The 21,077-nt window shown below is 42.6% G+C and carries 15 protein-coding genes and 1 tRNA gene; 11 read left to right on the top strand and 5 right to left on the bottom strand.

Annotation, left to right across the window (positions count from 1 at the left end):
- Nucleotides 1–50: 50 nt before the first annotated feature.
- Together OU792_RS00415 and dnaG are read right to left on the bottom strand one after the other, a co-directional pair.
- Entirely contained in the window at nt 51–1,262 is a 1,212-nt protein-coding gene (locus OU792_RS00415; RefSeq protein WP_198514259.1) for a bifunctional 3,4-dihydroxy-2-butanone-4-phosphate synthase/GTP cyclohydrolase II, read from the bottom strand.
- A gap of 80 nt (nt 1,263–1,342) precedes the next feature.
- Nucleotides 1,343–3,283 (bottom strand): DNA primase, encoded by a 1,941-nt coding sequence (gene dnaG / locus OU792_RS00420; protein WP_274669181.1) that lies wholly within the window; start codon nt 3,281–3,283, stop codon nt 1,343–1,345.
- Between the two features lie 151 nt (nt 3,284–3,434).
- On the opposite strand from dnaG, the gene OU792_RS00425 reads away from it, so the two are divergent.
- The 6 genes from OU792_RS00425 (at nt 3,435) to OU792_RS00450 (ending at nt 10,939) form a co-directional block, all read left to right on the top strand.
- Nucleotides 3,435–4,529, top strand: a complete 1,095-nt coding sequence (locus OU792_RS00425; RefSeq protein ID WP_100627467.1) for an Mrp/NBP35 family ATP-binding protein — start codon at nt 3,435–3,437, stop codon at nt 4,527–4,529.
- A gap of 3 nt (nt 4,530–4,532) precedes the next feature.
- Nucleotides 4,533–4,781, top strand: a complete 249-nt coding sequence (locus tag OU792_RS00430; RefSeq protein ID WP_026945024.1) for a NifU family protein — start codon at nt 4,533–4,535, stop codon at nt 4,779–4,781.
- Nucleotides 4,782–4,791: 10 nt separating this feature from the next.
- Nucleotides 4,792–7,863 carry a M43 family zinc metalloprotease gene (locus OU792_RS00435; RefSeq protein ID WP_274669182.1) on the top strand — a complete coding sequence of 1,024 codons (3,072 nt, stop codon included), beginning with the start codon at nt 4,792–4,794 and terminating at the stop codon, nt 7,861–7,863.
- Nucleotides 7,864–8,087: 224 nt separating this feature from the next.
- Nucleotides 8,088–8,828, top strand: a complete 741-nt coding sequence (locus tag OU792_RS00440) for a PASTA domain-containing protein (protein ID WP_024281842.1) — start codon at nt 8,088–8,090, stop codon at nt 8,826–8,828.
- A gap of 4 nt (nt 8,829–8,832) precedes the next feature.
- Entirely contained in the window at nt 8,833–10,641 is a 1,809-nt protein-coding gene (locus OU792_RS00445; RefSeq protein ID WP_134200900.1) for a T9SS type A sorting domain-containing protein, read from the top strand.
- Between the two features lies 1 nt (nt 10,642).
- Nucleotides 10,643–10,939: a rhodanese-like domain-containing protein gene (locus OU792_RS00450; protein ID WP_134200898.1), complete on the top strand. Its 297-nt coding sequence runs from the start codon at nt 10,643–10,645 to the stop codon at nt 10,937–10,939.
- Nucleotides 10,940–10,989: 50 nt separating this feature from the next.
- Here the strand turns inward: OU792_RS00450 and OU792_RS00455 are convergent, their stop codons facing one another.
- Entirely contained in the window at nt 10,990–12,096 is a 1,107-nt protein-coding gene (locus tag OU792_RS00455; protein ID WP_134200896.1) for a site-2 protease family protein, read from the bottom strand.
- On the bottom strand, nt 12,089–12,718 hold the full coding sequence (locus OU792_RS00460) for an HAD family hydrolase (protein ID WP_134200895.1): 630 nt from the start codon (nt 12,716–12,718) through the stop codon (nt 12,089–12,091). The genes OU792_RS00455 and OU792_RS00460 overlap by 8 nt, the downstream gene beginning before the upstream one ends.
- A 271-nt stretch (nt 12,719–12,989) precedes the next feature.
- Here OU792_RS00460 and OU792_RS00465 point away from each other — a divergent pair.
- The 5 genes from OU792_RS00465 to OU792_RS00485 all read left to right on the top strand — a co-directional run bounded on the left by OU792_RS00465 (nt 12,990) and on the right by OU792_RS00485 (nt 19,802).
- Nucleotides 12,990–13,063 (top strand) — tRNA-Ile (locus OU792_RS00465).
- 298 nt (nt 13,064–13,361) lie between these two features.
- Nucleotides 13,362–16,328, top strand: coding sequence for a DNA polymerase III subunit alpha (locus tag OU792_RS00470; protein WP_274669183.1), 2,967 nt, complete (start codon nt 13,362–13,364; stop codon nt 16,326–16,328).
- Nucleotides 16,329–16,486: 158 nt separating this feature from the next.
- Nucleotides 16,487–16,948 carry an antitoxin Xre/MbcA/ParS toxin-binding domain-containing protein gene (locus OU792_RS00475; RefSeq protein ID WP_134200891.1) on the top strand — a complete coding sequence of 154 codons (462 nt, stop codon included), beginning with the start codon at nt 16,487–16,489 and terminating at the stop codon, nt 16,946–16,948.
- Between the two features lie 3 nt (nt 16,949–16,951).
- On the top strand, nt 16,952–17,416 hold the full coding sequence (locus OU792_RS00480) for an RES family NAD+ phosphorylase (RefSeq protein ID WP_274669184.1): 465 nt from the start codon (nt 16,952–16,954) through the stop codon (nt 17,414–17,416).
- 175 nt (nt 17,417–17,591) lie between these two features.
- Nucleotides 17,592–19,802, top strand: a complete 2,211-nt coding sequence (locus OU792_RS00485) for an adenylate/guanylate cyclase domain-containing protein (RefSeq protein WP_222582796.1) — start codon at nt 17,592–17,594, stop codon at nt 19,800–19,802.
- Here the strand turns inward: OU792_RS00485 and OU792_RS00490 are convergent.
- The gene (locus tag OU792_RS00490; RefSeq protein ID WP_274669185.1) at nt 19,777–21,006 is read right to left on the bottom strand and encodes a S8 family peptidase; all 1,230 of its coding nucleotides are present in this window, start codon (nt 21,004–21,006) and stop codon (nt 19,777–19,779) included. The two genes, OU792_RS00485 and OU792_RS00490, sit on opposite strands and share 26 nt — an antisense overlap.
- Nucleotides 21,007–21,077: the final 71 nt, after the last annotated feature.

Genomic DNA, 21,077 nt, shown 5'->3' on the forward strand with positions numbered 1-21,077 from the left:
ACGATTTTGATCGTGTTCAGTTTATGATCTTTCTCAAAGAATTTTTTGAACTACTTGAGAATATTGTGTCCCATTTTGTCACGTTTGGTCCTCAAATAATTCTCATTGTGAGGATTTGGAGCGATTTCGATGGGCACCTGCTCCACAATCTCCAAACCATATCCAATCAGACCTACTCGTTTTTGCGGATTATTTGAAATCAATCGGATTTTACCCACACCCAAGTCTCTGAGAATCTGAGCACCTACTCCATAATCCCTGCTGTCCATAGGGAGACCCAATGCTAAGTTGGCCTGCACAGTGTCCATGCCTTCCTCCTGAAGCTTGTAGGCTTTCAGCTTATTGATCAAACCGATACCACGACCTTCTTGGTTCATGTAGAGAATGAGCCCCTTTCCTTCTTTTTCTACCATTTCCATAGCTGCGTGAAGTTGAGGACCACAATCACATCTACAACTTCCAAATATATCGCCCGTCACGCAGGAAGAATGCACTCTAACCATGATTGGCTCATCCTTAGTCCAAGTTCCTTTGATTAGAGCAAGATGGATTTCTTGGGTATTAGTTTGTCTAAATGCAATCAAATCAAAATTTCCCCACGTGGTAGGCATTTCAACCCCAATTTCTCGCTTAATCAGGGATTCATGTTTGATTCGATACGCAATCAAATCCTTAATCGATACTAATTTCAAATCAAATTGCTTAGCAACCTCGACCAAATCAGGCAGTCTAGCCATGGTACCATCCTCATTCATGATCTCCACTAGTACACCCGCTGGCTTGAGACCTGCCAAACGTGCAAAATCGATGGCTGCCTCAGTATGTCCAGCGCGGCGAAGTACTCCGCCTCGCTTGGCTTTCAGTGGAAAAATATGTCCCGGCTTCCCTAATTCACTAGGATCAATCGCATCATCCACCAATGCCTGAATGGTTTTTGCCCGGTCCGATGCTGAAATACCTGTGGTACATCCATGCCCAATCAAATCGACTGAAACGGTAAAAGGTGTCTCAAAGGCTGCTGTATTATGACCAACCATGAGCTCTAGGCCAAGTTTCTCACAACGATCCTCCACCAGAGGCGCGCAGATAAGACCACGGCCATGCTTTGCCATGAAGTTGATGATTTCAGGGGTGACTTTTTCTGCAGCGCATACGAAATCACCTTCGTTTTCACGGTCCTCATCATCTACTACGATAATGACCTTTCCATCTTTTATGTCTTCGATGGCTTCCTCAATGGAGTCCAATTGATAATTTTCCACGGATAATTTTTTGAGTAAATGAGTGGACAAATTTACGTCCTTTCGATTCTAAAACAGACCATTGCCATAGAAAGTTTGGTTTACCCAATAACTATCCCCAGTTCCCGGTCAATCTGTATATGTACTTGCTTCAATCCCATATAAATCTCCTGAAGCTCAGTAATTTGCTCGTCTGTGTACTGCTCCGAGTGAGCATTTTTAATTTTCTGTAGTGCCTCGTCCATCATTTTCAGGACAAACTTCCGTTTATGCCTCAGGATGGACTTGTAACTCGTCAATGTAAGATCATCTTCTTCTTTTGGTATAAAAATCTGGAATTTATCAGTCCAATGCACCGATGCTTCTCTGCGTGGAGTGATCAAATCGATGACTTCATTTCGAATTTCTACATCACCCAAGGTCAAGAAATAATCCGAATCCACTACCTGACCATTTACTAAATTTTGTCTGAAAAGGTCCAAAATTTTAGCATAAAGCGGGTGGTGGATGGTCAGATCTTCTGTTTCAGCGAGCAGATACTGGCAAAGATTCAATGATTCCCCATCGAGTTCTTTTAGTCCATAATTCAATAGAAGACGAATCAACTCCCTTTCTTGGATTTGGAGAGCCTCAGAAACCGAAAAAGCCTCCTGCTCTACTGGAAGCAAGTCTTCAACCGCAGCTTGCTGTTGCGCTACTTCTTCTGATTTTCGATGATAATCCCGTTGTACCTTGAGCAGGATTTTATTGACCTCTGCATAGATGATTCCTTCCTCAATATCCAAAAGCGAGGCAGCTTCTTTAGAGTAAACTGATCGGATGATCGGATCTGGTATTTTGGCAATACTTTGAACTACCTCCCGAATCACCTCTGCCTTACGGATTGGATCCCGCTCGTATTCATCTCTATACAAGTTGATCTTGAAACCGATAAAGTCTTTGGCGTTTGCAGCCAGGTAATCTTGAAATGCCTGAGATCCTACCTTTCGAGAGTAGCTATCCGGATCTTCTCCATCCGGAAAAACGACAGCCTTGACAATCAAACCACCTTCCAAAAGTAAATCTATACCGCGGAGTGAAGCTTTAATACCGGCGGCATCCCCATCATACAATACGGTAACCTGATCGGTGAAGCGTTTGATCAGTTTTATTTGACCTTCGGTGAGGGATGTACCTGATGAAGCCACGACATTTTCGATTCCCGAAAGATGCATCGATATCACATCTGTATATCCCTCCACCAAAAAGCAATTGTCTTTTTCCCTGATGGATTTCTTAGCCTGAAACATGCCATAAAGCACATCGCTTTTGTGGTAGACAGGCGTTTCGGGCGAATTGATGTATTTGGGCTGATTTTTATCCTTGGTCAGAATTCTGGCTCCGAAAGCGATCGGCTTTCCGCTGATATTGTGAATAGTGAAAGTGACTCGATTACGGAAACGATCATATCTGCGGGATGGATCCCCGTCCTTTTCGAGTATCAGACCAGCTTTCAATAAAATATCTTCCTGAAAACCAGCTTTTTTAGCTGCATTCAGAAGACTATCCCATCCATCCAATGCGTAGCCTAAATCAAACTTTTGGATAATCTCAGGTCCAAAACCTCGCTCCTTGAAGTAACTCAGCCCGATGGATCGGCCTTCTGCAGTTTCCAGATTTTTGACAAAAAAGTCCCGGGCAAAACCGAGTGCAATCAGTAAGCTTTCTCTTTCACTTTGGGCCTGCTCCTGCTCTGGTGTCTGAGCTTCCTCCTCCTCTACTTCGATACCATATTTCCCAGCCAAATGCCTAATAGCCTCCTGAAAACCTAAGCCTTCAATATCCATGATAAATTGGATAGGGTCACCAGCCTTCCCACATCCAAAGCATTTGTAGATTTGCTTGGCAGGTGAAACCGAAAAAGACGGGGTCTTTTCACCATGGAAAGGACAGCAGGCCCAGAGATTCTGACCTTTGCGCTTAAGTGGGACATAATCAGAGATCACCTCCTCGATGTCCATTCTGTCCTTGACCTTATCGGTGGTATGCTTGCTAATTCCCATATATCTAGATTGACAAAGTTAATCCAGTGCTTGGAATTGATGGCCTTTTCTGAGAACTAATTGGGAAACATCGTAGTTTATCAACTGCGATTCTATCATAAAGCTTCCCAAAGCCATTAATTGAAACTATCTTGCGACAAAATTTTCCACAATGCAACTTTCTAAAGAAGCCATATTAAAAAGTCTTTCACGAGTAGAAGATCCTGACCTCAAGCGCGACTTGGTGAGTCTAGGAATGATTCAAAAAATTCATATTGAAGGCAAAAAAGTAAGTTTCAGTGTCGTATTAACTACTCCAGCCTGTCCTCTCAAAGAAGTGATCAAAAACAACTGTATTGAGGCATTGGAAGAAGATTTTGGACAAGATTTTGAGTGGGATATCCACATGACCTCCCAAGTCACTACTGTACGCGAAGCAACCCCAATTTTGCCTGATGTGAAAAACATCATAGCCATTGCTTCCGGCAAAGGAGGAGTAGGAAAATCTACTACCGCTTCTAATTTGGCTGTTGCACTCGCCGAATCCGGCGCAAAAGTAGGCTTGATCGATGCTGATATTTCAGGACCATCGATTCCGACCATGTTCAATGTAGAAGGTGAGCAGCCTTCGGTGAAAAAAGTCGGAGACAAAAATGTAATTCTTCCGATCGAACAATACGGAGTCAAGCTAATCTCCATTGGTTTTCTGACCCCGGCTGATTCTGCAGTGGTATGGAGAGGCCCTATGGCAAGTTCTGCACTAAGACAGTTTATTTCAGATGTAGAATGGGGTGAATTGGATTATTTATTAATTGACCTTCCTCCGGGGACCTCCGATATACATTTGACCATGGTACAAACTGTCCCTGTGACTGGAGCAGTGATCGTCACTACTCCTCAAAAAGTTGCATTAGCGGATGCTACGAAGGGATTAACGATGTTCAAACAGCCACAAATAAATGTACCTGTTTTAGGTGTTATTGAAAATATGGCTTACTTTACACCTGAAGAACTCCCTGACAACAAATATTACCTATTTGGAAAAGAAGGAGGTAAAAAATTAGCTGAAAAATATCAAGTGGAATTCTTAGGTGAAATCCCTATCGTACAGAGTATTCGTGAAAGTGGAGATACAGGCTATCCTGCAGTATTGAAAAACGGAATTACTCAGAAAGCGTACAAAGAGTTAGCAGAGTCTGTAGCCCGTCAAGTAGCCATCAGAAATGCTGAAAAGAAAAAAACTGAAATCGTAGAAATTAAAGCATAAATAATGCAACCAGAGTTAAGAGAACAAATTGAATTTGCGCTTGATGCCATCAGACCATATTTGGAAGCCGATGGGGGGAATGTTCGTATCGTAGAGCTTACAGATGATATGGTGCTCAAGATTGAAATGACAGGATCTTGCAGTTCTTGCCCTATGTCATCTATGACACTTAAAGCTGGAGTAGAAGAAGCAATCAAGCGAGCCATTCCCGAAATCGTTCGAGTGGAAGCTGTGAATTTGACGACAGCTTAAGTACACTTTCATGAGGAGGTCTCTTTTTAAGATTTGGTCAAATCTGCTCTTAGTAGCTTCATTAGTTTTTTTGGCTAGAGCTTCGTTTGGTCAACAATTTACTATTAGCCCATTGGATCAGTTTGGAGCAAATGGCTCTAAATCTTCACACCAGCACAACGAAAAATGCGGACACAGCGCTTTAGAAGAATTATTGGTTAAGGAAATGGGCTATTTCGGTACTCGTGATTTTTTTGAAGACTGGATTGACCAAAAAATAGAAGCTCAACGCAACCAACCTCAAATTTTAGCTAAAACCCAGGAAGAACGTCGATTAATCCCAGTAGTTGTTCACGTCATTCATAATGGAACCGAAATTGGTCAAGGAAGTAATATTCCATTTTCTCAAATTGAGGCCCAAATCAGAATCTTAAATGAAGATTTCAGAAGATTAAATCCAGACGCAAACCAAACTCCAGCACAGTTTTTACCGGTTGCAGCAGATGCGAATATTGAATTTGTACTAGCTAAACAAGATCCAAACGGCTTACCAACCAATGGGGTGGTCAGAGTACAAGGACCTAATAATTCCTATTTGCCGGAGGATGCAACCTTAATTGGCCAGCTTTCACAATGGAATCCAGAAGAATATCTCAATATCTGGGTACTTCCCCTCACATCACCCTTTATCGGTTATGCTTCATTTCCTGTTTCTGACCTTCCGGGATTAAATTTCTCACCAGCTCCGGCTATCACAGATGGAGTCACAGTGGATTATCGGTTTTTTGGCTCAGGTGGAAATGCCATTAATGCATCCCTTGGTCGGACTGCCACACACGAAGTAGGTCATTATTTCGGTTTGAGACATATTTGGGGCGACGGAGGTTGTGGTGTGGATGATTTTGTTGAAGACACTCCTTTGCAAGACAATTCCAATTCTACTTGTAATGCAAACCCTTCTAGATTCAGCTGCGATTCTCAGGATATGATCCAAAATTACATGGACTATACTCCTGATGCTTGTATGAATCTTTTTACCCAAGGTCAAGTAGAACGATTCAATGCAGTATTGGCAAATAGTCCCAGAAGAAATACTCTTGTAAATAATCGTGCGACGCAGGATCCAGAATTATTCGATCGTGACCTTGCTATTTCTCGCCTAATCGAGCCCGGTGACTTTGCCTGTGATGCACTTGTCATTCCTCAAATAGAGGTTCTAAATGCTGGGCAAAACACAATTACCTCTGCAAGAATCACTCTCCAAGTGAATGGGCAGCAAGTCCAAAACAGGACCTTTACCTTAAACCTTTCAACGGGTGAAAGTGACATCGTTACTTTTGATAGCTTCGAACTTCAAGAAGGTGAAAATGAGGTCGAATTCGAAATCGTCGCGGTCAACAATAACTCAGACGAAAATATAGAAAACAACATAGCCCGATCAAACCCAGTGGTGCAAGAAGCTGTGACACTTCCGCTATCATTAGACTTGGGAAATATCCCTTCTTCTTGGACTATCCAAAATGGTGATGGTGGGTTTACTTGGGAGCAAACAAGTTTAACGATATCAGGTGAGGAAGAAGACCTATTATTTATTCGAAACTATGAATATGACGCTCCAGGTGAACTGGATTACTTCATTTCTCCGGTTATTGATTTGAGTAATACTCCAAACGCTCAACTAGTTTTTGAAATGGCCCATGCTCCTTACAATCAGCAAGGCTTCCAAGACGACTTGATTGTGGCTGTGTCAACCGACTGTGGAAATACCTTTGAAATAGCAAATGCTACCTATGAAAAATCCGGGGCGTCATTGGCAACCTCCGCAGCTACCTTGAATGAATTTATCCCGACAAACTCATCTCAGTTTAGAACTGAACTGGTAAACTTAAGTCCATTTGCTGATCTAGGAAAAATACGAATAGCATTTATTGCCGTCAATGCATTCGGAAATAATGTCTACTTAAAAAATATCCGGATTCTGGAACAGGAAGAGTTTAGGTATTCCCTAGAAATGGAGGAATTGATCAACCCCAACCCTATCTCAGATGGAAGATATCAAAATGAAAGTCTTCAGGTAACCAATATTGGAAACCTTCCAATTTCCAACTTTGTGTTTGTAAAAAGTGTAAATGGAAGTTCCCCTCAAGGATTCTTAGCGAGCGGAGATCCCGTTGCTCCTGGAGAAACTTTCACTTTGACAGGTGGAAATAGTACAGGAAGTGGAAAGAATCGCCTAAACTATGAAATACTTTTTCCAAACTTTGACCAAAACGAAGGAAACGAAAGTACACTAGAACGGTATATCATTGAAGACAATGAAGTAACTCCTGTTCCATGGAGACAAAACTTCAATTTTGCTACTGCTATCGAACCCTGGACTAGCCTCAATCCTCAAAATGATGAAGGATCTTGGCGATCTCTTCCATCAAGTGGCGAGGCTGGAAATGTGAGTGTCGTTGAAAATCCAGAAGCAGGTCAAAGCTATTGGTTGGGATCACCGGTATTCAATCTATCTAGAAATACCCAAGCATCCTTATTCTTTGATATGGCAGCTGGAGATGTATCACCCGAGACAAGTTTCCAAATCCTTGCCAGTAAAGATGCCGGAGACACGTACGAAGTTGTTTTTGAAGCTGTAGGGGATGAAATTTCAACAGTCCCTGGTACAGCCAGTATCAGCAATCGAGAGCATTTCCAGAGAAATTATGTAAATCTGACTGATTTTACAGGAAATGGGAATAGTGAAATTAGATTAGCCGCAGTGCTTTCTGCAGGTGAAGGAACCAATACCCCTGTGTTTTTGGATAATTTGGAGCTTTTCCTCAGTGCCAACCCAAACCCCGTAATTCCTGCTGACGGAAGAGCTTTGATATACCCCAATCCAGCTACAGCTTATTTCAACATTGCTTTCAATTTAGCGCGCTACGAGAATGTGACGATCCAGATTATCTCTTCGACAGGATCTATTGTCCACGAGGTCGATTATCCGCAGACGCTGAACCAAACCTATACTTTCCCTCGAGAAATATTCTCTCCGGGACTTTACATCGTTAGAATAGTGAGTCCTACACTGCAGGATATGCAGCGGGTTTTCATCAAATAACCTTAAATCAGGTCGAAATTAAAATTTCGGCCTTTTTTTTGCCTTTGTGCGATCTAAATAAATTGGTATCAGTAGGATATAAAACTCCGTGTAAAAGACTTAAAATCCATATTCTGTCGTTTTAACCCCAATCAATTCGCTCTGCCAAGAAAGAATTTCCATCCTACCAATTTCCCATTTATCTTTAACCCTAATTCAAACAGTAATTTTAGACTTAGCAATCCTTGAAAAAAATATTCATCCATTTACTCTTGATTATTTCGGCCTCGATTCTTTTAGGCTTTCTTTTCCTGAAAATCTATTTGCCAACACACACTAATCACGGTGAAACAGTTTCGGTACCGGATCTTTCTGGCTACACATTCGATGAGGCGGTAAACATCCTTGAAAAATCAGGCTTAAACTATGAAGTCTCTCAAGACTCTGGATACAGTGTAGATGCACCTGCCCTCGCCGTATTGAAGCAAATTCCTCCAGCTGAAGACCAAGTAAAAGATGGAAGAAAAATTTATCTGACGCTCAACGCTCAGAATGCTCCGATGATCAAATTACCGAATTTGGTCAATCTTCAGCTCAAAAACGTACAGGAAATATTAGCAAACTTAGGCTTGGAACGAGGAGAATTGATTTACGTACCTGATATCGCGATCAATGTCGTTCTGGAGCTCCAATATAAGGGGCAACCGATTGCTGAAGGTTTTGAGATTCCCAAAGGAGAAAAGATCGATTTGGTAGTAGGAGATGGTTTGGGAAATCAGATTTTGGAAGTACCTACGCTGACAGGGATGGATGAAATTGATGCAGAGTTTTTGATTTTGGGTTCAGGTCTTCGAGTTGGTGAAAAAGTTTACTATCAAAATGACACCGTACCCCCGGGATATGTCTTCCGTCAAGCCCCTCCTGCTCAAACCCAAGTCAAAACAGGAGAAACCATAGATCTTTGGATTTCCAGAAAAGAAAATTAAACGAATGCGGATTCTTCACAAAATAGTTCTGTGTACACTTTTTACCCTAGCAAGTTTGGGAGTAGAGGCACAGCTTGTGGAGTTTGGACCCGTACCAAAGTTGAAGTACAAGTCCTATCCCCAACCTGCCAATTCTAGTCGATTGGCAAGCACTAATTCGCTTCCTTTTTGGGATGACTTTTCGCAGGGAATGGACACCTTAAAATGGGAATTTCAGGGCAGTACTTTCAGCAACAGTATGGGAAACAATGCTCCTTCACTAGGAGTGATCGTATTTGATGGCGTGGATGCGACCGGTAGACCCTATTCGAGAGAAATAAGAGAACAAGGGGCTGGAGATTATTTGACATCCAAACCTTTTGATTTGGCGCAGCTGAGCCAAGAAAGCCTCTATCTCAGTTTTTTTTGGCAGGCAGGAGGACAGGCAGAAATGCCCGACGAAAATGATCGGCTCTCTTTGCAGCTTTTAGATGCGGATAGTGTCTGGAATACCGTTTGGACGATTAATGGAGGGGCAGACAAAAACCCCGAAGAATTCAGTCAGGAAATAGTACCGGTATCCGGAGAGTTTCTCCATGACAAGTTCCAATTTCGATTCGTCAATTTTGGCAGATTAGCTGGTCCTTTCGATACATGGCTTTTAGATTATGTATTCTTAAGCTTTGATAGAGATGCTCAGGATTTATCCTATTTGGATCGGGCTCTTACTCGTGAAAGCAGACTTTTTCTAGGGGACTATACGGCTGTCCCGCTTGGGGTTTATCAAGACCTTCTTGCAGAAGAGCTTTTGCCAGTCACAAATGAGTTTAAAAATCTGGAGGATCGTTTCCGTGCAATGGAATACTCTATTCGCTTAGATGGGGAATCAAGCACTGTTGTAAATCTAAACACACCTTTCAATCCTGTACCTAATTCACAAGAGAGAAGGGTCTTTGAAAGTAATGCTATCACTGAATTGCCAGCTTTAAGCACAGAAAGCGAAATTGAGATTTTAACGTATTTGACCACAGGGGATCAAAATTTATTTAGTGTAGAGAATGGAGACACGACCTTTTTTGCATCAGTAGATTACCGAATCAATGATACGGTAAGATCCGTCATCCCCATCCGAGATTTCTTTGCTTATGATGGGGGGCAAGCAGATTATGCTGCAGGGATCAATCAGCGTTCAGGGCTTTTGGCCGTCAAATATGAAGTTGACAGTCCAGTTTTTCTTACTGGAATATCTATAGATTTCACCAATCCGGATCAGGCAGACCAGCCCATTGATATTTTGGTTTGGCAGGACCTTGAGGAGACGCCGATTTACAGAGAGGAACTTCTGATCCCATTGAAAGAAGCTGGCGAGGAGTTGATCTTCTTCCCTATTGATACCAATATTCAGGTTCAAGGAGAGTTTTTTGTAGGTTTCTCACAGTTTAGCAATGACTTCATTTACGTAGGACTCAACAAAGAAAATGATCAGGCAGATAAAATTTTCTACAATGTCAATGGTGCCTGGGCCCAAAATGAAGAAGTAAGAGGATCATTACTGATTAGACCACACATAAGCTTTAATGCACCATTTGCAGAATCTGAGATTCCTGGCGAAAATCTACGCTACTATCCAAATCCTGTAGAAAACCAACTTCACTTGGTGGGTAAATATTCCGAAATGAGAATTTTCGATTCCTTTGGCCGGGAGATTTTCCCCGATCGGTATCAGGGAGCTGATGAAGAAATCATTAACTTTACGGACCAGCTACCAGGAGTTTATGTGATTCGAGCATTGACTTCGGCGGGTCCTCAATCATTTAGAATTTTAGTCAAATAATATGGAAGATATCACAGTCAAAGAACTCAAAGAACGACTAGACAAGGGAGATAAATTTATCTTTTTGGATGTTCGTGAAGAATGGGAATACGAAGATGATAACTTGGGAGCGATCAATATCCCGCTAGGAGAACTACCGCATCGTCTTGATGAATTGGAAGGAAAAAAAGATGAGGAAATCATCATTCATTGCAGAAGCGGAGCCAGAAGTGGCAATGCCAAAAAGTTTTTAGAAACAAAAGGCTTTTCGAAAGCACGTAATGTTCTTGGAGGCATTATGGCCTATCGCGAGCTTTAAAATGAATTAAACAAGATCAGTAGGAACCCGGCATTAGCTGGGTTTTTTGTTTAGCTGAAGATGAATGGCTGAGGAGAAAAGCAAAGGGCAAAGATCAAAATAGCCAGCCATCCAATCCATTGTCTTTTGGGATCTAAAGGTTTAAATCCAGAGACTTCAGGATGTCTAGTCCCCATGATTCTTCCCAATAAAAAAGCAAACAAGAGCCAACCTTGATAGCCTTCCAGTATGGGCTGGAAAAAGACCATCAAATACTGAACTGCCGCAATACTGAGTGCAATGGTAATCCTATTTTGAATCGAAAGGCCAGACTTGAAATAACAGATAAACAGAAACCCAACGTAAAGAGGAATTCTGAAAATGAGTTCGCTAGCTGATAGATAGGGACTAATCACCCCAAGACCGGCATAGAAAATAAATGCAGTGAAGGCGACCAATGAAATCTTTTCATGATGCTTGGGAAAAAGTCCAAAAATAACATGACCGCCATCTAATTGCCCGATCGGCAGTAGATTAAGTGCGGTGAAAAAGAGGGCCAAATAGCCCGCAAAAAGGTAAGGATAATGGATTAATTCAGACATTGCTGGCATTCGCTCAGGGTCTGCTAAGGTCTCAGTCATCATCCAAAAAAGGAGATTTTGACCCAATTCAAATTCAATGGCCCCTTCGTAGCCTTCAAAATTGGGGTCTAAATATTCGGGATGAATTTCGTAGATGTAATCAGCAGGAGGCAAATTCAAGAATCCATAAAACAAGACTCCTAATGCAACGACAAAGCCTGCTAATGGACCCGCTACCCCGATATCGAAGAATTTCTTTCGGGAATTAACAAATCCCTTCATTCGGATGACAGCGCCTAGTGTACCCAAAGAAGGCGCTCCCAAAAAACCAAACCAAGCAGGGATAAAAAATGGAAGCGAGCATTTGACACGATGATAAATTGAGGTGAACAAATGCCCCAATTCATGGATAAGTAAGATACCTACAAAAGGGATAGAGTAAGAAAACGACTTAAAAAAATACTCCCAAGTAAGTACTGATTCTTCCGAGCCAAAAACAGACCTTCCATAGACCCACTCCCCTCCTGCAAGCGTAGCTGCTATCAAAGTAAGAAAAAACAGAACTCCGTGTCGGAGATACTCTTTTCTACTATACATATTTTAAATAGTCAAAAATCACTTCCGGCCCGGTCACATGTACAGCTTGAATACCAAGTGCAGCTGCTCCCTCCACATTTTCTTTCAAATCATCAAAAAACACCACCCGCTCAGGAGCTGTTCGTAGATCTGTAAGCATTCTTTCATAGATGGCTGCATCAGGTTTGGCGAGGCCCATTTCATGGCTTAAGAAAACCCAGTCAAAAATCGGATCAAAGTTGGCAACACCATGATCCTGACTTAGAATATCATTAACCGCCAGGATATGAATAAGATTTGTATTACTTAAAACCCCCACTTGGAAATGTTTTTTCACCTCATGAACGAGTTTCAAGCGCTCAGCAGGAATTTTGCCCAATAGTGAATTCCATAGCTTATCTACCTCCTCATCAGACCAATTTTTTTCAAAATATGCTCTAACTTCATCTCTGAAAATGGCAGAATTAATCTGTCCTTTTTCATAAGATTTGTGAAAATCTGTATAATAAAATTCATCCACCAAATAGTGTCTTTCTTCTGGAAGTTGCTGACGAAGAAGTGATAGCGGACGGTTATAATCAATATCAATGATCACATTGCCCAAGTCAAAGATCAAAAAGTCGGCATCAGGTGTTTTTTTCATCCAGTAGTATGGTTGTGAATATGCTTTCAAATATGTAACATTGCAATCCCAAAACCAAGAGTTAAAGTCAATAGCTCGCTTTAATCATGGATTTGAGGCAATTTCGATAACGATCGAAAAATGCTGAATCAAGTACTTGAAGCTTTAAATAAATAAAAGTTCAAGATAAAAATATTGGGCTCCCGATATCGATCGGGACCAGTTCGTTAGAGCTTCTGACTCTCCCGATACATCGGGACAGAAGGTCGCTGGAACATTTAAAAATAGTATTGGGCCTATAACTCAGCTGGTTAGAGTATCTGACTCATAATCAGAAAGTCCCTGGTTCGAGCCCAGGTGGGCCCACTAACCCCGTTTACTTCAAGTATTCGGGGTTTCTTTTTTTAATCTTTCTCACTTGGTCAATCAATCAACTCTAGCTAATAATTCCAGACTTCGGTTGACAGTTGCCTGCATTATTCCCACCAAAAACCTAGCAGACCCTTGACTTGATTCGATACTTTTTGTTTAATTTATAAACATTAAAATGTTAAAATAATTAACATTTAAATTTTGATGCTTTGTCTGAAAAAGCATCAGATCTAATTTCAAGAGGAAGGTTTCTACTTGCTCGTATTTCGAATCTCATTCTTCGTATTTCAGTATGTTCTTAAACTGCCACTCTCACTTCAGCTTCAAATATGGGACGATGTCTGTGGAAACGCTGATCGCTGAGGCGAAGGGTAAAAAATTGGATGCGCTCGCTCTCACGGATATCAACTGCACAGCCGGAGTGTTCCCTTTTATTCGCGCTGCACAAAAGGCCGGAATCCATCCTGTAATCGGAATCGACTTCCGGAATGGCGTGCAGCAACAATACATCGGACTGGCCAAAAATCAAGAGGGCTTCTTCGAGCTAAATAAGCACCTTTCCGAGCATCTTACTCGTAAGCGGGAATTTAAAACAAGAGCTCCTAAGTTCGAAAACAGCTTTGTAATCTACCCCTTTTCGGAGAAAGCTTTTTCCCTGCGGGAAAATGAATTTGTGGGTATACATCCCAACCAACTCAACAAACTTCTCACCTCTCCTTGGTATCGACGCAAGGAAAAGCTCGTTCTTTTGCAGCCAGCTACCTTCAGCTCCAAGCTAGAGTTCAACGCCCATCGGCTTTTGCGAAGCATGGACCTAAATACCCTGCTGAGCAAGCTTCCCTCAAGCGAGCAGGCCGACCTGACAGATCAATTTTACTCCTATGCCGACCTGATCGCTCGCTGTGAAAGTCACAGCTATCTTCTGGTCAATGCTCAAAAGCTACTCGAACAGTGCCAGTTTTCCTTCTATTTCCAAGCAGTGAAAAATCGTCGGGACATCTTAGGTTCGGACTGGGAGGACTTTGATTTTCTCCGACAGGAAACTTTCAAGGGAGCCATCCGTCGCTACCCCAATCTAAGCCCGGAGATCAGCCAGCGAATCGAAAAGGAACTCGAGCTCATTCAGCAGAAGGGCTTCGTCTCCTACTTCCTGATCAACTATGACATCATAAGCTTTGCACAGCACCGCAACTTCTACCACGTGGGCCGGGGCTCCGGTGCCAACAGTATCGTGGCCTATTGCCTGGGTATCACAGATGTGGACCCGATCGAGCTGGATCTGTATTTTGAGCGATTTATCAATCTCTACCGAGAAAATCCCCCTGATTTCGACATCGACTTCAGTTGGACGGATCGGGATGAGGTCACCGATTATATTTTCCGAAAATACAATGGCAAAGAAGAAGAGCATGTCGCACTTTTGGGCTCTTACAGCACTTTTCAATACAACTCTATGCTGCGGGAATTGGGAAAGGTATTTGGTCTTCCAAAAACGGATATCGAGTCCCTCATCCACCATGCCGACAAGGCGGGCTACCAACCCGATCAGTTTGGGAAATTGATCATCAAGTACTCCCAAGTACTGCATGACATGCCTTCGCACCTGACTATTCATGCCTGCGGGATTTTAATTTCACACAAGCCTATCCACTACTACACTGCCACGGATATGCCACCGAAAGGCTTTCCGCTCGCCCATATCGACATGCACATCGCGGAGGATATTGGACTGCACAAGTTTGATATCCTAAGTCAGCGGGGATTGGGCCATATCAAATCTGCACTCGAAATCATCTACCAAAACCAAGGAGTCAAGGTCGATATCAGGGAAGTGGAAAAGTTTAAAAAAGACCCCAAAATCAAGGAGCATCTCCGCACCGGACACACGATCGGCGCTTTCTATGTAGAATCTCCTGCCATGCGGATGCTTTTGGCTAAAATGAAAGCGGATACCTATCTCGAACTCGTCGCAGCCAGCTCCATCATCCGGCCGGGTGTGGCTCGATCCGGAATGATGCGGGAATACATCCTACGTCATATCAGTGAAGAACGAAGGAAACAAGCGCATCCGGTCATGTGGGATATCATGCCCGAAACTTACGGAATCATGGTTTATCAAGAAGACGTGATCAAAGTCGCGCATTACTTTGCCGGGCTGAGTCTGGCCGAAGCGGATGTACTCCGGCGCGGCATGAGCGGAAAGTCCCGGTCCAAGGATGAATTTCAGCGGGTGAAAGACCAATTTTTCAAAAACTGCAAAAAGCTAGGAAGAGCGGATCAGGTCGCCAAAGAAGTCTGGCATCAGATCGAAAGCTTTGCAGGCTACTCCTTTGCCAAGGGGCACTCAGCATCCTTTGCCGTGGAGAGCTATCAGAGCTTGTACCTGAAGGCCTACTTCCCACTGGAATTTATGGTTGGTGTGATCAATAATTTCGGGGGATTTTATCACACAGAATTCTATATCCACGAACTCCGAATGAACGGAGCCAACATCCAAGCTCCCCACCTGAACGAGAGTGAATACCTGACCCGAATCACTGGAAAAAAAGTGTTTCTTGGTTTCATTCACATGAAATATCTTGAAAAAACTACTGTAGAAAAGCTATTGGCTGAGCGAAGAATAAACGGCCCTTTTCTGGGATTGGCAGACTTCGTGGCGCGGGTGGAGATCGGACTGGAGCAGCTCTTGATTCTGATTCGGATGACTTGCTTTCGCTTTACAGGCAAGACCAAGCAAGAACTCTTGTGGGAGGCACATTTTCTTCAGCATAAGCGAAAAGCGATTGTGAGCAGTACGGACCTGTTTCGGTCCAACTCAGCAGAAATCAGCTTTGGCAAAAAGCCACCTCAGGTTCCAGACTTGGACGAGACAGATATCCGGCAGGATATCTTAGATCAAATCGATATTCTGGAATTCCCATTGGACTCGCCTTTTCATCTGGTCAAAGACCAAAGTATTCAAGGGATCAAAGCCAGGGAAATGACTCAGTACTTGGGCAAGCGAGTGATGATTTTGGGCTATTTGGTCACGGTCAAGTATACTCGAACGGTGAAGGGTGAGGTGATGAACTTTGGGACTTTTCTGGACCGGGACGGAGACTGGATCGATACGGTGCACTTCCCTCCTGTGGTGAAAAAGCATCCTTTCAAAGGTCGGGCGATCTACCAAATCGAAGGAAAAGTCGTGGAAGAATTTGGCTTCTACTCCATCGAAGTGGAAAAGCTAGAGCGGATGGCGTACTGGAATGCTGCTGATTAAGTTTCAAGTCTAATTTTATGCACTCAAGCAATCATCTAAAATTTAGACGAATCACTGCCAGAGATATATCCCTTCTAGATTTTAGAAAAAAATTGGAAAACTAAAATCAAACTCAGACAAATTACCGTATATTAAAAGACAAATTACCGATTAGTGCTATGACAAAGAAAAAATCCAAAGTAAGCGAGCCGGCGGTAGCCCTCTACCATAAGCCAAAAATGAATGTGGAAGACATTCTAAGATTGGATTTGGCTGATTTGGACGAGCCACTCACCAGGCTAGACACTTTCCGCAATGGCCTAAATAAAAGCTCCTTCGAAAGCTTCAAGGTACTTTCCGGTCTTGACTATGAGACTTTGGCAGATGCATTGGGGGTCTCAGCCAAGACCCTGCAGCGCAAGGAAATATTTGACACCGGGCAGTCTGAAAAGCTCTATCAGCTGGCTGATCTGTACGCGACCGGAATCAATTACTTCGGCAGAGACGGGTTCCGTCGATGGATGGAGCAGCCACTTTTCACACTGAACAACCGAATCCCTCGAGATTTGATCGATGTGTCGGAAGGAATAGAACTCCTCAAGACAGAGATCAAGCGACTTCAACATGGCATCGCTATCTAGTCAATGAATGTCTATAGAATAGCGCTAAATGAGTACTGCGACCTAAGAGGAGAGGGTGCCAAAAGGTACGGAGGTAGATGGAATCACGTGGGTACACCGGCAATCTATGCAGGAGGAAGTATTTCAGTGTCTCTTTTAGAAAGGCTAATGATTGACTCCGAATTATTTACTTCGGAGCGCTACAAATTGTATAGTGTAATGGAGATCCATCTACCGGAAAAATTAATTCATCATGTAAATCGTAAGGACTTACCAGAAAACTGGCATCAAATCCCAGCGCCAAAATCAACAAAAGATCTGGGTTCCTTACTTCTGAATTCACCCAAGCTCTGTTTTTCCATTCCTTCGATTTTAGATCCCTCATCATTGAATTTTATAATCAACCCCCTTTCGAAAGATTTTCACCTAATTGAATCAAAAACATATCCATTGAGTCTAGCCCAAGGATATTACGTATTTGAGGATTGATGAACCGTTTCAAGTTATCTGAAAATTTATCCTATTGACCATTGAATTTTTCCATCTCATATTTTGATTTTTTTAAGACACTTTTTTGCTTAAAGCTCTATTTTTACTTTTCCAAAACAGGTAAAATTGACTAGATTGTCAATGAAAATTAGCCTGATAAGTCTATTCTTTTTATATGCGTAGCCATCCTTCCCGACAACAGTCAGTAGTATTTTTTTCTGATATCGTAGGCTATACACGTCTCATGGGCGAAGATGAAGATCGGGCCTTTGAGCTCATGAAGCAGAACCTTGAGATTCATCAAGACATCTTAAGTCGACACAATGGCCAGATAATCAAAGAGTTAGGCGATGGAATCTTGGCTACTTTCCAGACTGTGGAGGAGGCACTGAATGCAAGTTTGGCGATTCAATCCCGTTTGGAAAGTGAAGCTGCAATCAAGATTAGAATAGGCCTTCATTGCGGAGAAATCATCTTTGATCAAGGGGATGTATTCGGTGATGCTGTCAATATTGCAGCACGTATTCAGGGAATTGGTATGCCTACTTGCGTCCTATTTTCCTCCAAAGTACTTGAGCAAATACCTACCGACACAAGCTTTTCATGGGTAAAACTAGGTGGGTTTTCGCTTAAAAATGTTAAAAATTCGGTCGAACTCTATGCACTGAGCAATCCTCCTGTAGTAGTACCGAAGCGTGCGGAAATCATCAAAAATATCCGCTATCAAGAGCGCAGCCCTTGGAAACTTTGGGCAGCGGTAGCAATCATTGTAGCATTGACAATCACTTTGATCTATTCATTTCTCAATAATACTTCGGTCTGGGAGAAAGAGAAATCTGTTGCAGTGCTCCCTTTTACCAATATCACAATTAATTCAGACCAAGAGTTTTTTGCCGAAGGCCTTACAGAAGACATAATCAGCCAAGTATCGAAAATTGAAAGTATCAAGGTCATCAGTAAGGATGCTGTAGAAGGATTCAAAGGAGATAAATTACCCTTGGACTCTGTAGCAAAAGTACTTGACGTCACCACTGTACTAAAAGGAAGTGTACAATGGATTGCTGATAAAATCCGGATCAATGTTCAATTGATTGACCCCGCCGAGAACCGAAATCTTTGGGCTGAAACCTATAACAGGGATGCATCGGACATATTTAAAGTGCAAGCGGATATCGCGACCGAAATAGCCCGGGTTCTCAACAGTAGCCTTAGCTCGGAAGAACGAAGTCAACTTTCCAAAACTCAGACAAGCAGTTTCGACGCCTATGAACTACACTTGAAGGGCCGTGAACTCTATTCTAACTATAGCCGGGAATCCATATGGGAGGCTATCGATTACTACAAACAAGCCATTGATATTGACCCAAATTATGCACTTGCTTACGCAAGCCTTGCTGATAGTTATGCTCAACTGATTTATTTCAGTGAAGGCGATCAGTGGCTAGATTCAAGCATGGAAGCAAGTGCAAAGGCTTTAGCCCTTGACCCCTACCTTGCTGAAGGCTTCAAAGCCCAAGGAAATGTATATTACTACAAAGGACAAAGTGAATACGCAAAGATCTCCTTTGAAAAAGCCATCGTTTTAAATCCAAATTTGAGTTCAGCCATTGGTAACTTGGCGACGGTTTACTTTGTCAGCGGCAACCTTCCGGAAGCACTCAAACTTCAGCTTAAATCGGCCACTTTAAATCCAACAAACTTCCTCCCCTATCAGATTTCAGGCTGGATTTATCGGGTATTAGACCAATTTGAGGAATCTGAAGTTTGGTTGAATCGATCCCTAGATATACTTCCTGACCCTGTGACTATTGAGCAACTTGCCTTTATAGAGATCGAAAAAGGAGATAATGAAAAAGCCTTGTCGCTTGTCAGTGATATTTTCGAAGATCAAAAAGATAGTACTGCACTAGACTATACCGTAGCAGGGACGATTGCGTTTTTTGCTGAAAGCGATGAGATCGCACGATTGTATTTGGAGAAAAGCATTGAAAAAACACCTGCGTCTCTTCAGGATGAGTACTTCACCTCCCCTATTCTTCTTGCTTACATTTTGGCACAATCAGGCGAACGGCTGGAGTCAAATACTTTAGTAGAGCAGGGTATCCAAATCCGCGAAGATGCAATTGAAAACTATGGGGATGACTTTAATTTATTTTTGGATTTAGCCCAACTTTATGCGATTAAGGGTAGCAAATCGGAGTCAGTTGCTTATCTCGCCTTGGCAGAAGAAAAGGGAATGCGAGATGATTTTTACATCACTCACAATCCCATTTTCAAAAGATATTTGAAAGACCCGACTATCCTTTCAGTATTATCTAAAATTGACAAGTCAAGAATTCAAGCCAACCAAGAGCTGCAGTCTAACGACCTGCTACGGAGTAGGTAGCCCCACCGCAATTAATCTGTTGAATAGCTCTTGGCGGACCTCCATTGGAATGAATCAGTCCAGCTACTAATGCACAAGCCATCGAGGTTCCCGACATAACGTTGTATGCATTTCCCGGAAAGGTAGATACTAAATTGGCACCAGGTGCAAGCCAATCTATCGGGGGAGCACCTGCGTTGGAAAAGTCCGAACAAGAGGAAAAACCAGCCTCAGAAAAGTCCACTGAACCTACAGTGAAGACATTTTTCCCACTTATACAACCCGGTAGATTGGATCCAGCACTTTGACCTTCATTTCCGGCAGACATTACCACAAAGATTCCTTTTTCGCCTAGATCCAAAATGATGTCACGAAGGAATGGTTCTGAATTTTGACAATTCACCACCCCCGATTCTCCTAAACTCATCATCACCACATCTCCTGGTACGGCAAACTTTTCGATATGATTCAAAGCCAAGACGAGATTGGACCATGATCCGACACCGTTTCGATCTAAAACCTTTACAGGGATCACTTCAGCTCCAGCAGACATTCCGGTAATTCCGGGATTCCCCCTGCCAAAACCAGCCGCTAGACCAGCTACGTGGGTTCCATGTCCTGCAAAATCCTCAAATGGGCTTTCTCCATCTATAAATGAAACTGCTACTCTTGGATTTCTAGTCACACGAAGATCCCTATGCCTAGCATCAATTCCTGAGTCCAATATCCAAATAGAGGTACGATTATTGGTTCCTCTTTCAGATCCGCCCATCAAACCAACAGCTATACTAGCTTTGGCAGCAGGGTCGTAAAACCAATCTGACCCAAATGACTCTCCCTGCATTCGGGGACGACCTTGCATCCGAGGGCGGCCCTGCATCTGAAAGTCCTCAATAACCTGAGCCACAGATTCGTCAGATTCTAGCTCACGAACCTCTTCACTGCTCAAATCAGCGATAAACCCGACCGCTCCATCCACAAATCTTTTGGCATTTCCCCGTGACCCAAGTCCCTTTCTGTCCATGTATCCACGGAGTTTTTCGAGTTTGGCAGACCGAACTGTCTCATTTCTCCTCTCCTGACGCTCCCGATCGGTATCCCTTGTTTGCACTTTTCGCACGGGTTGTTCAAAACTATCTTTCAATACGACTATGTATCGCTTGCCTTGGCCATAACTCCAAGTGGAGAAGAATACCAAAAAAATTATAAAAATCACTTTTTTCATTTCGTATTGCATTTTTTACAGTTCTAACATAGGAAATTTTATCTGACCAAAAAATTTAAAACAAAATTTTG

The organism is Algoriphagus sp. NF (assembly GCF_028823735.1).
In the GTDB taxonomy this organism is placed as follows: domain Bacteria; phylum Bacteroidota; class Bacteroidia; order Cytophagales; family Cyclobacteriaceae; genus Algoriphagus; species Algoriphagus marincola.

What these genes read in the sequence shown, in the direction of transcription:
- OU792_RS00455 (WP_134200896.1), bottom strand. Translation starts at nt 12,096, where the DNA reads ATGTATAGTAGAAAAGAGTATCTCCGACACGGAGTTCTGTTTTTTCTT.
- OU792_RS00430 (WP_026945024.1), top strand. Translation starts at nt 4,533, where the DNA reads ATGCAACCAGAGTTAAGAGAACAAATTGAATTTGCGCTTGATGCCATC.
- OU792_RS00480 (WP_274669184.1), top strand. Translation starts at nt 16,952, where the DNA reads ATGAATGTCTATAGAATAGCGCTAAATGAGTACTGCGACCTAAGAGGA.
- OU792_RS00450 (WP_134200898.1), top strand. Translation starts at nt 10,643, where the DNA reads ATGGAAGATATCACAGTCAAAGAACTCAAAGAACGACTAGACAAGGGA.
- OU792_RS00445 (WP_134200900.1), top strand. Translation starts at nt 8,833, where the DNA reads ATGCGGATTCTTCACAAAATAGTTCTGTGTACACTTTTTACCCTAGCA.
- OU792_RS00475 (WP_134200891.1), top strand. Translation starts at nt 16,487, where the DNA reads ATGACAAAGAAAAAATCCAAAGTAAGCGAGCCGGCGGTAGCCCTCTAC.
- OU792_RS00460 (WP_134200895.1), bottom strand. Translation starts at nt 12,718, where the DNA reads ATGAAAAAAACACCTGATGCCGACTTTTTGATCTTTGACTTGGGCAAT.
- OU792_RS00425 (WP_100627467.1), top strand. Translation starts at nt 3,435, where the DNA reads ATGCAACTTTCTAAAGAAGCCATATTAAAAAGTCTTTCACGAGTAGAA.
- dnaG (WP_274669181.1), bottom strand. Translation starts at nt 3,283, where the DNA reads ATGGGAATTAGCAAGCATACCACCGATAAGGTCAAGGACAGAATGGAC.
- OU792_RS00470 (WP_274669183.1), top strand. Translation starts at nt 13,362, where the DNA reads ATGTTCTTAAACTGCCACTCTCACTTCAGCTTCAAATATGGGACGATG.
- OU792_RS00490 (WP_274669185.1), bottom strand. Translation starts at nt 21,006, where the DNA reads ATGAAAAAAGTGATTTTTATAATTTTTTTGGTATTCTTCTCCACTTGG.
- OU792_RS00435 (WP_274669182.1), top strand. Translation starts at nt 4,792, where the DNA reads ATGAGGAGGTCTCTTTTTAAGATTTGGTCAAATCTGCTCTTAGTAGCT.
- OU792_RS00485 (WP_222582796.1), top strand. Translation starts at nt 17,592, where the DNA reads ATGCGTAGCCATCCTTCCCGACAACAGTCAGTAGTATTTTTTTCTGAT.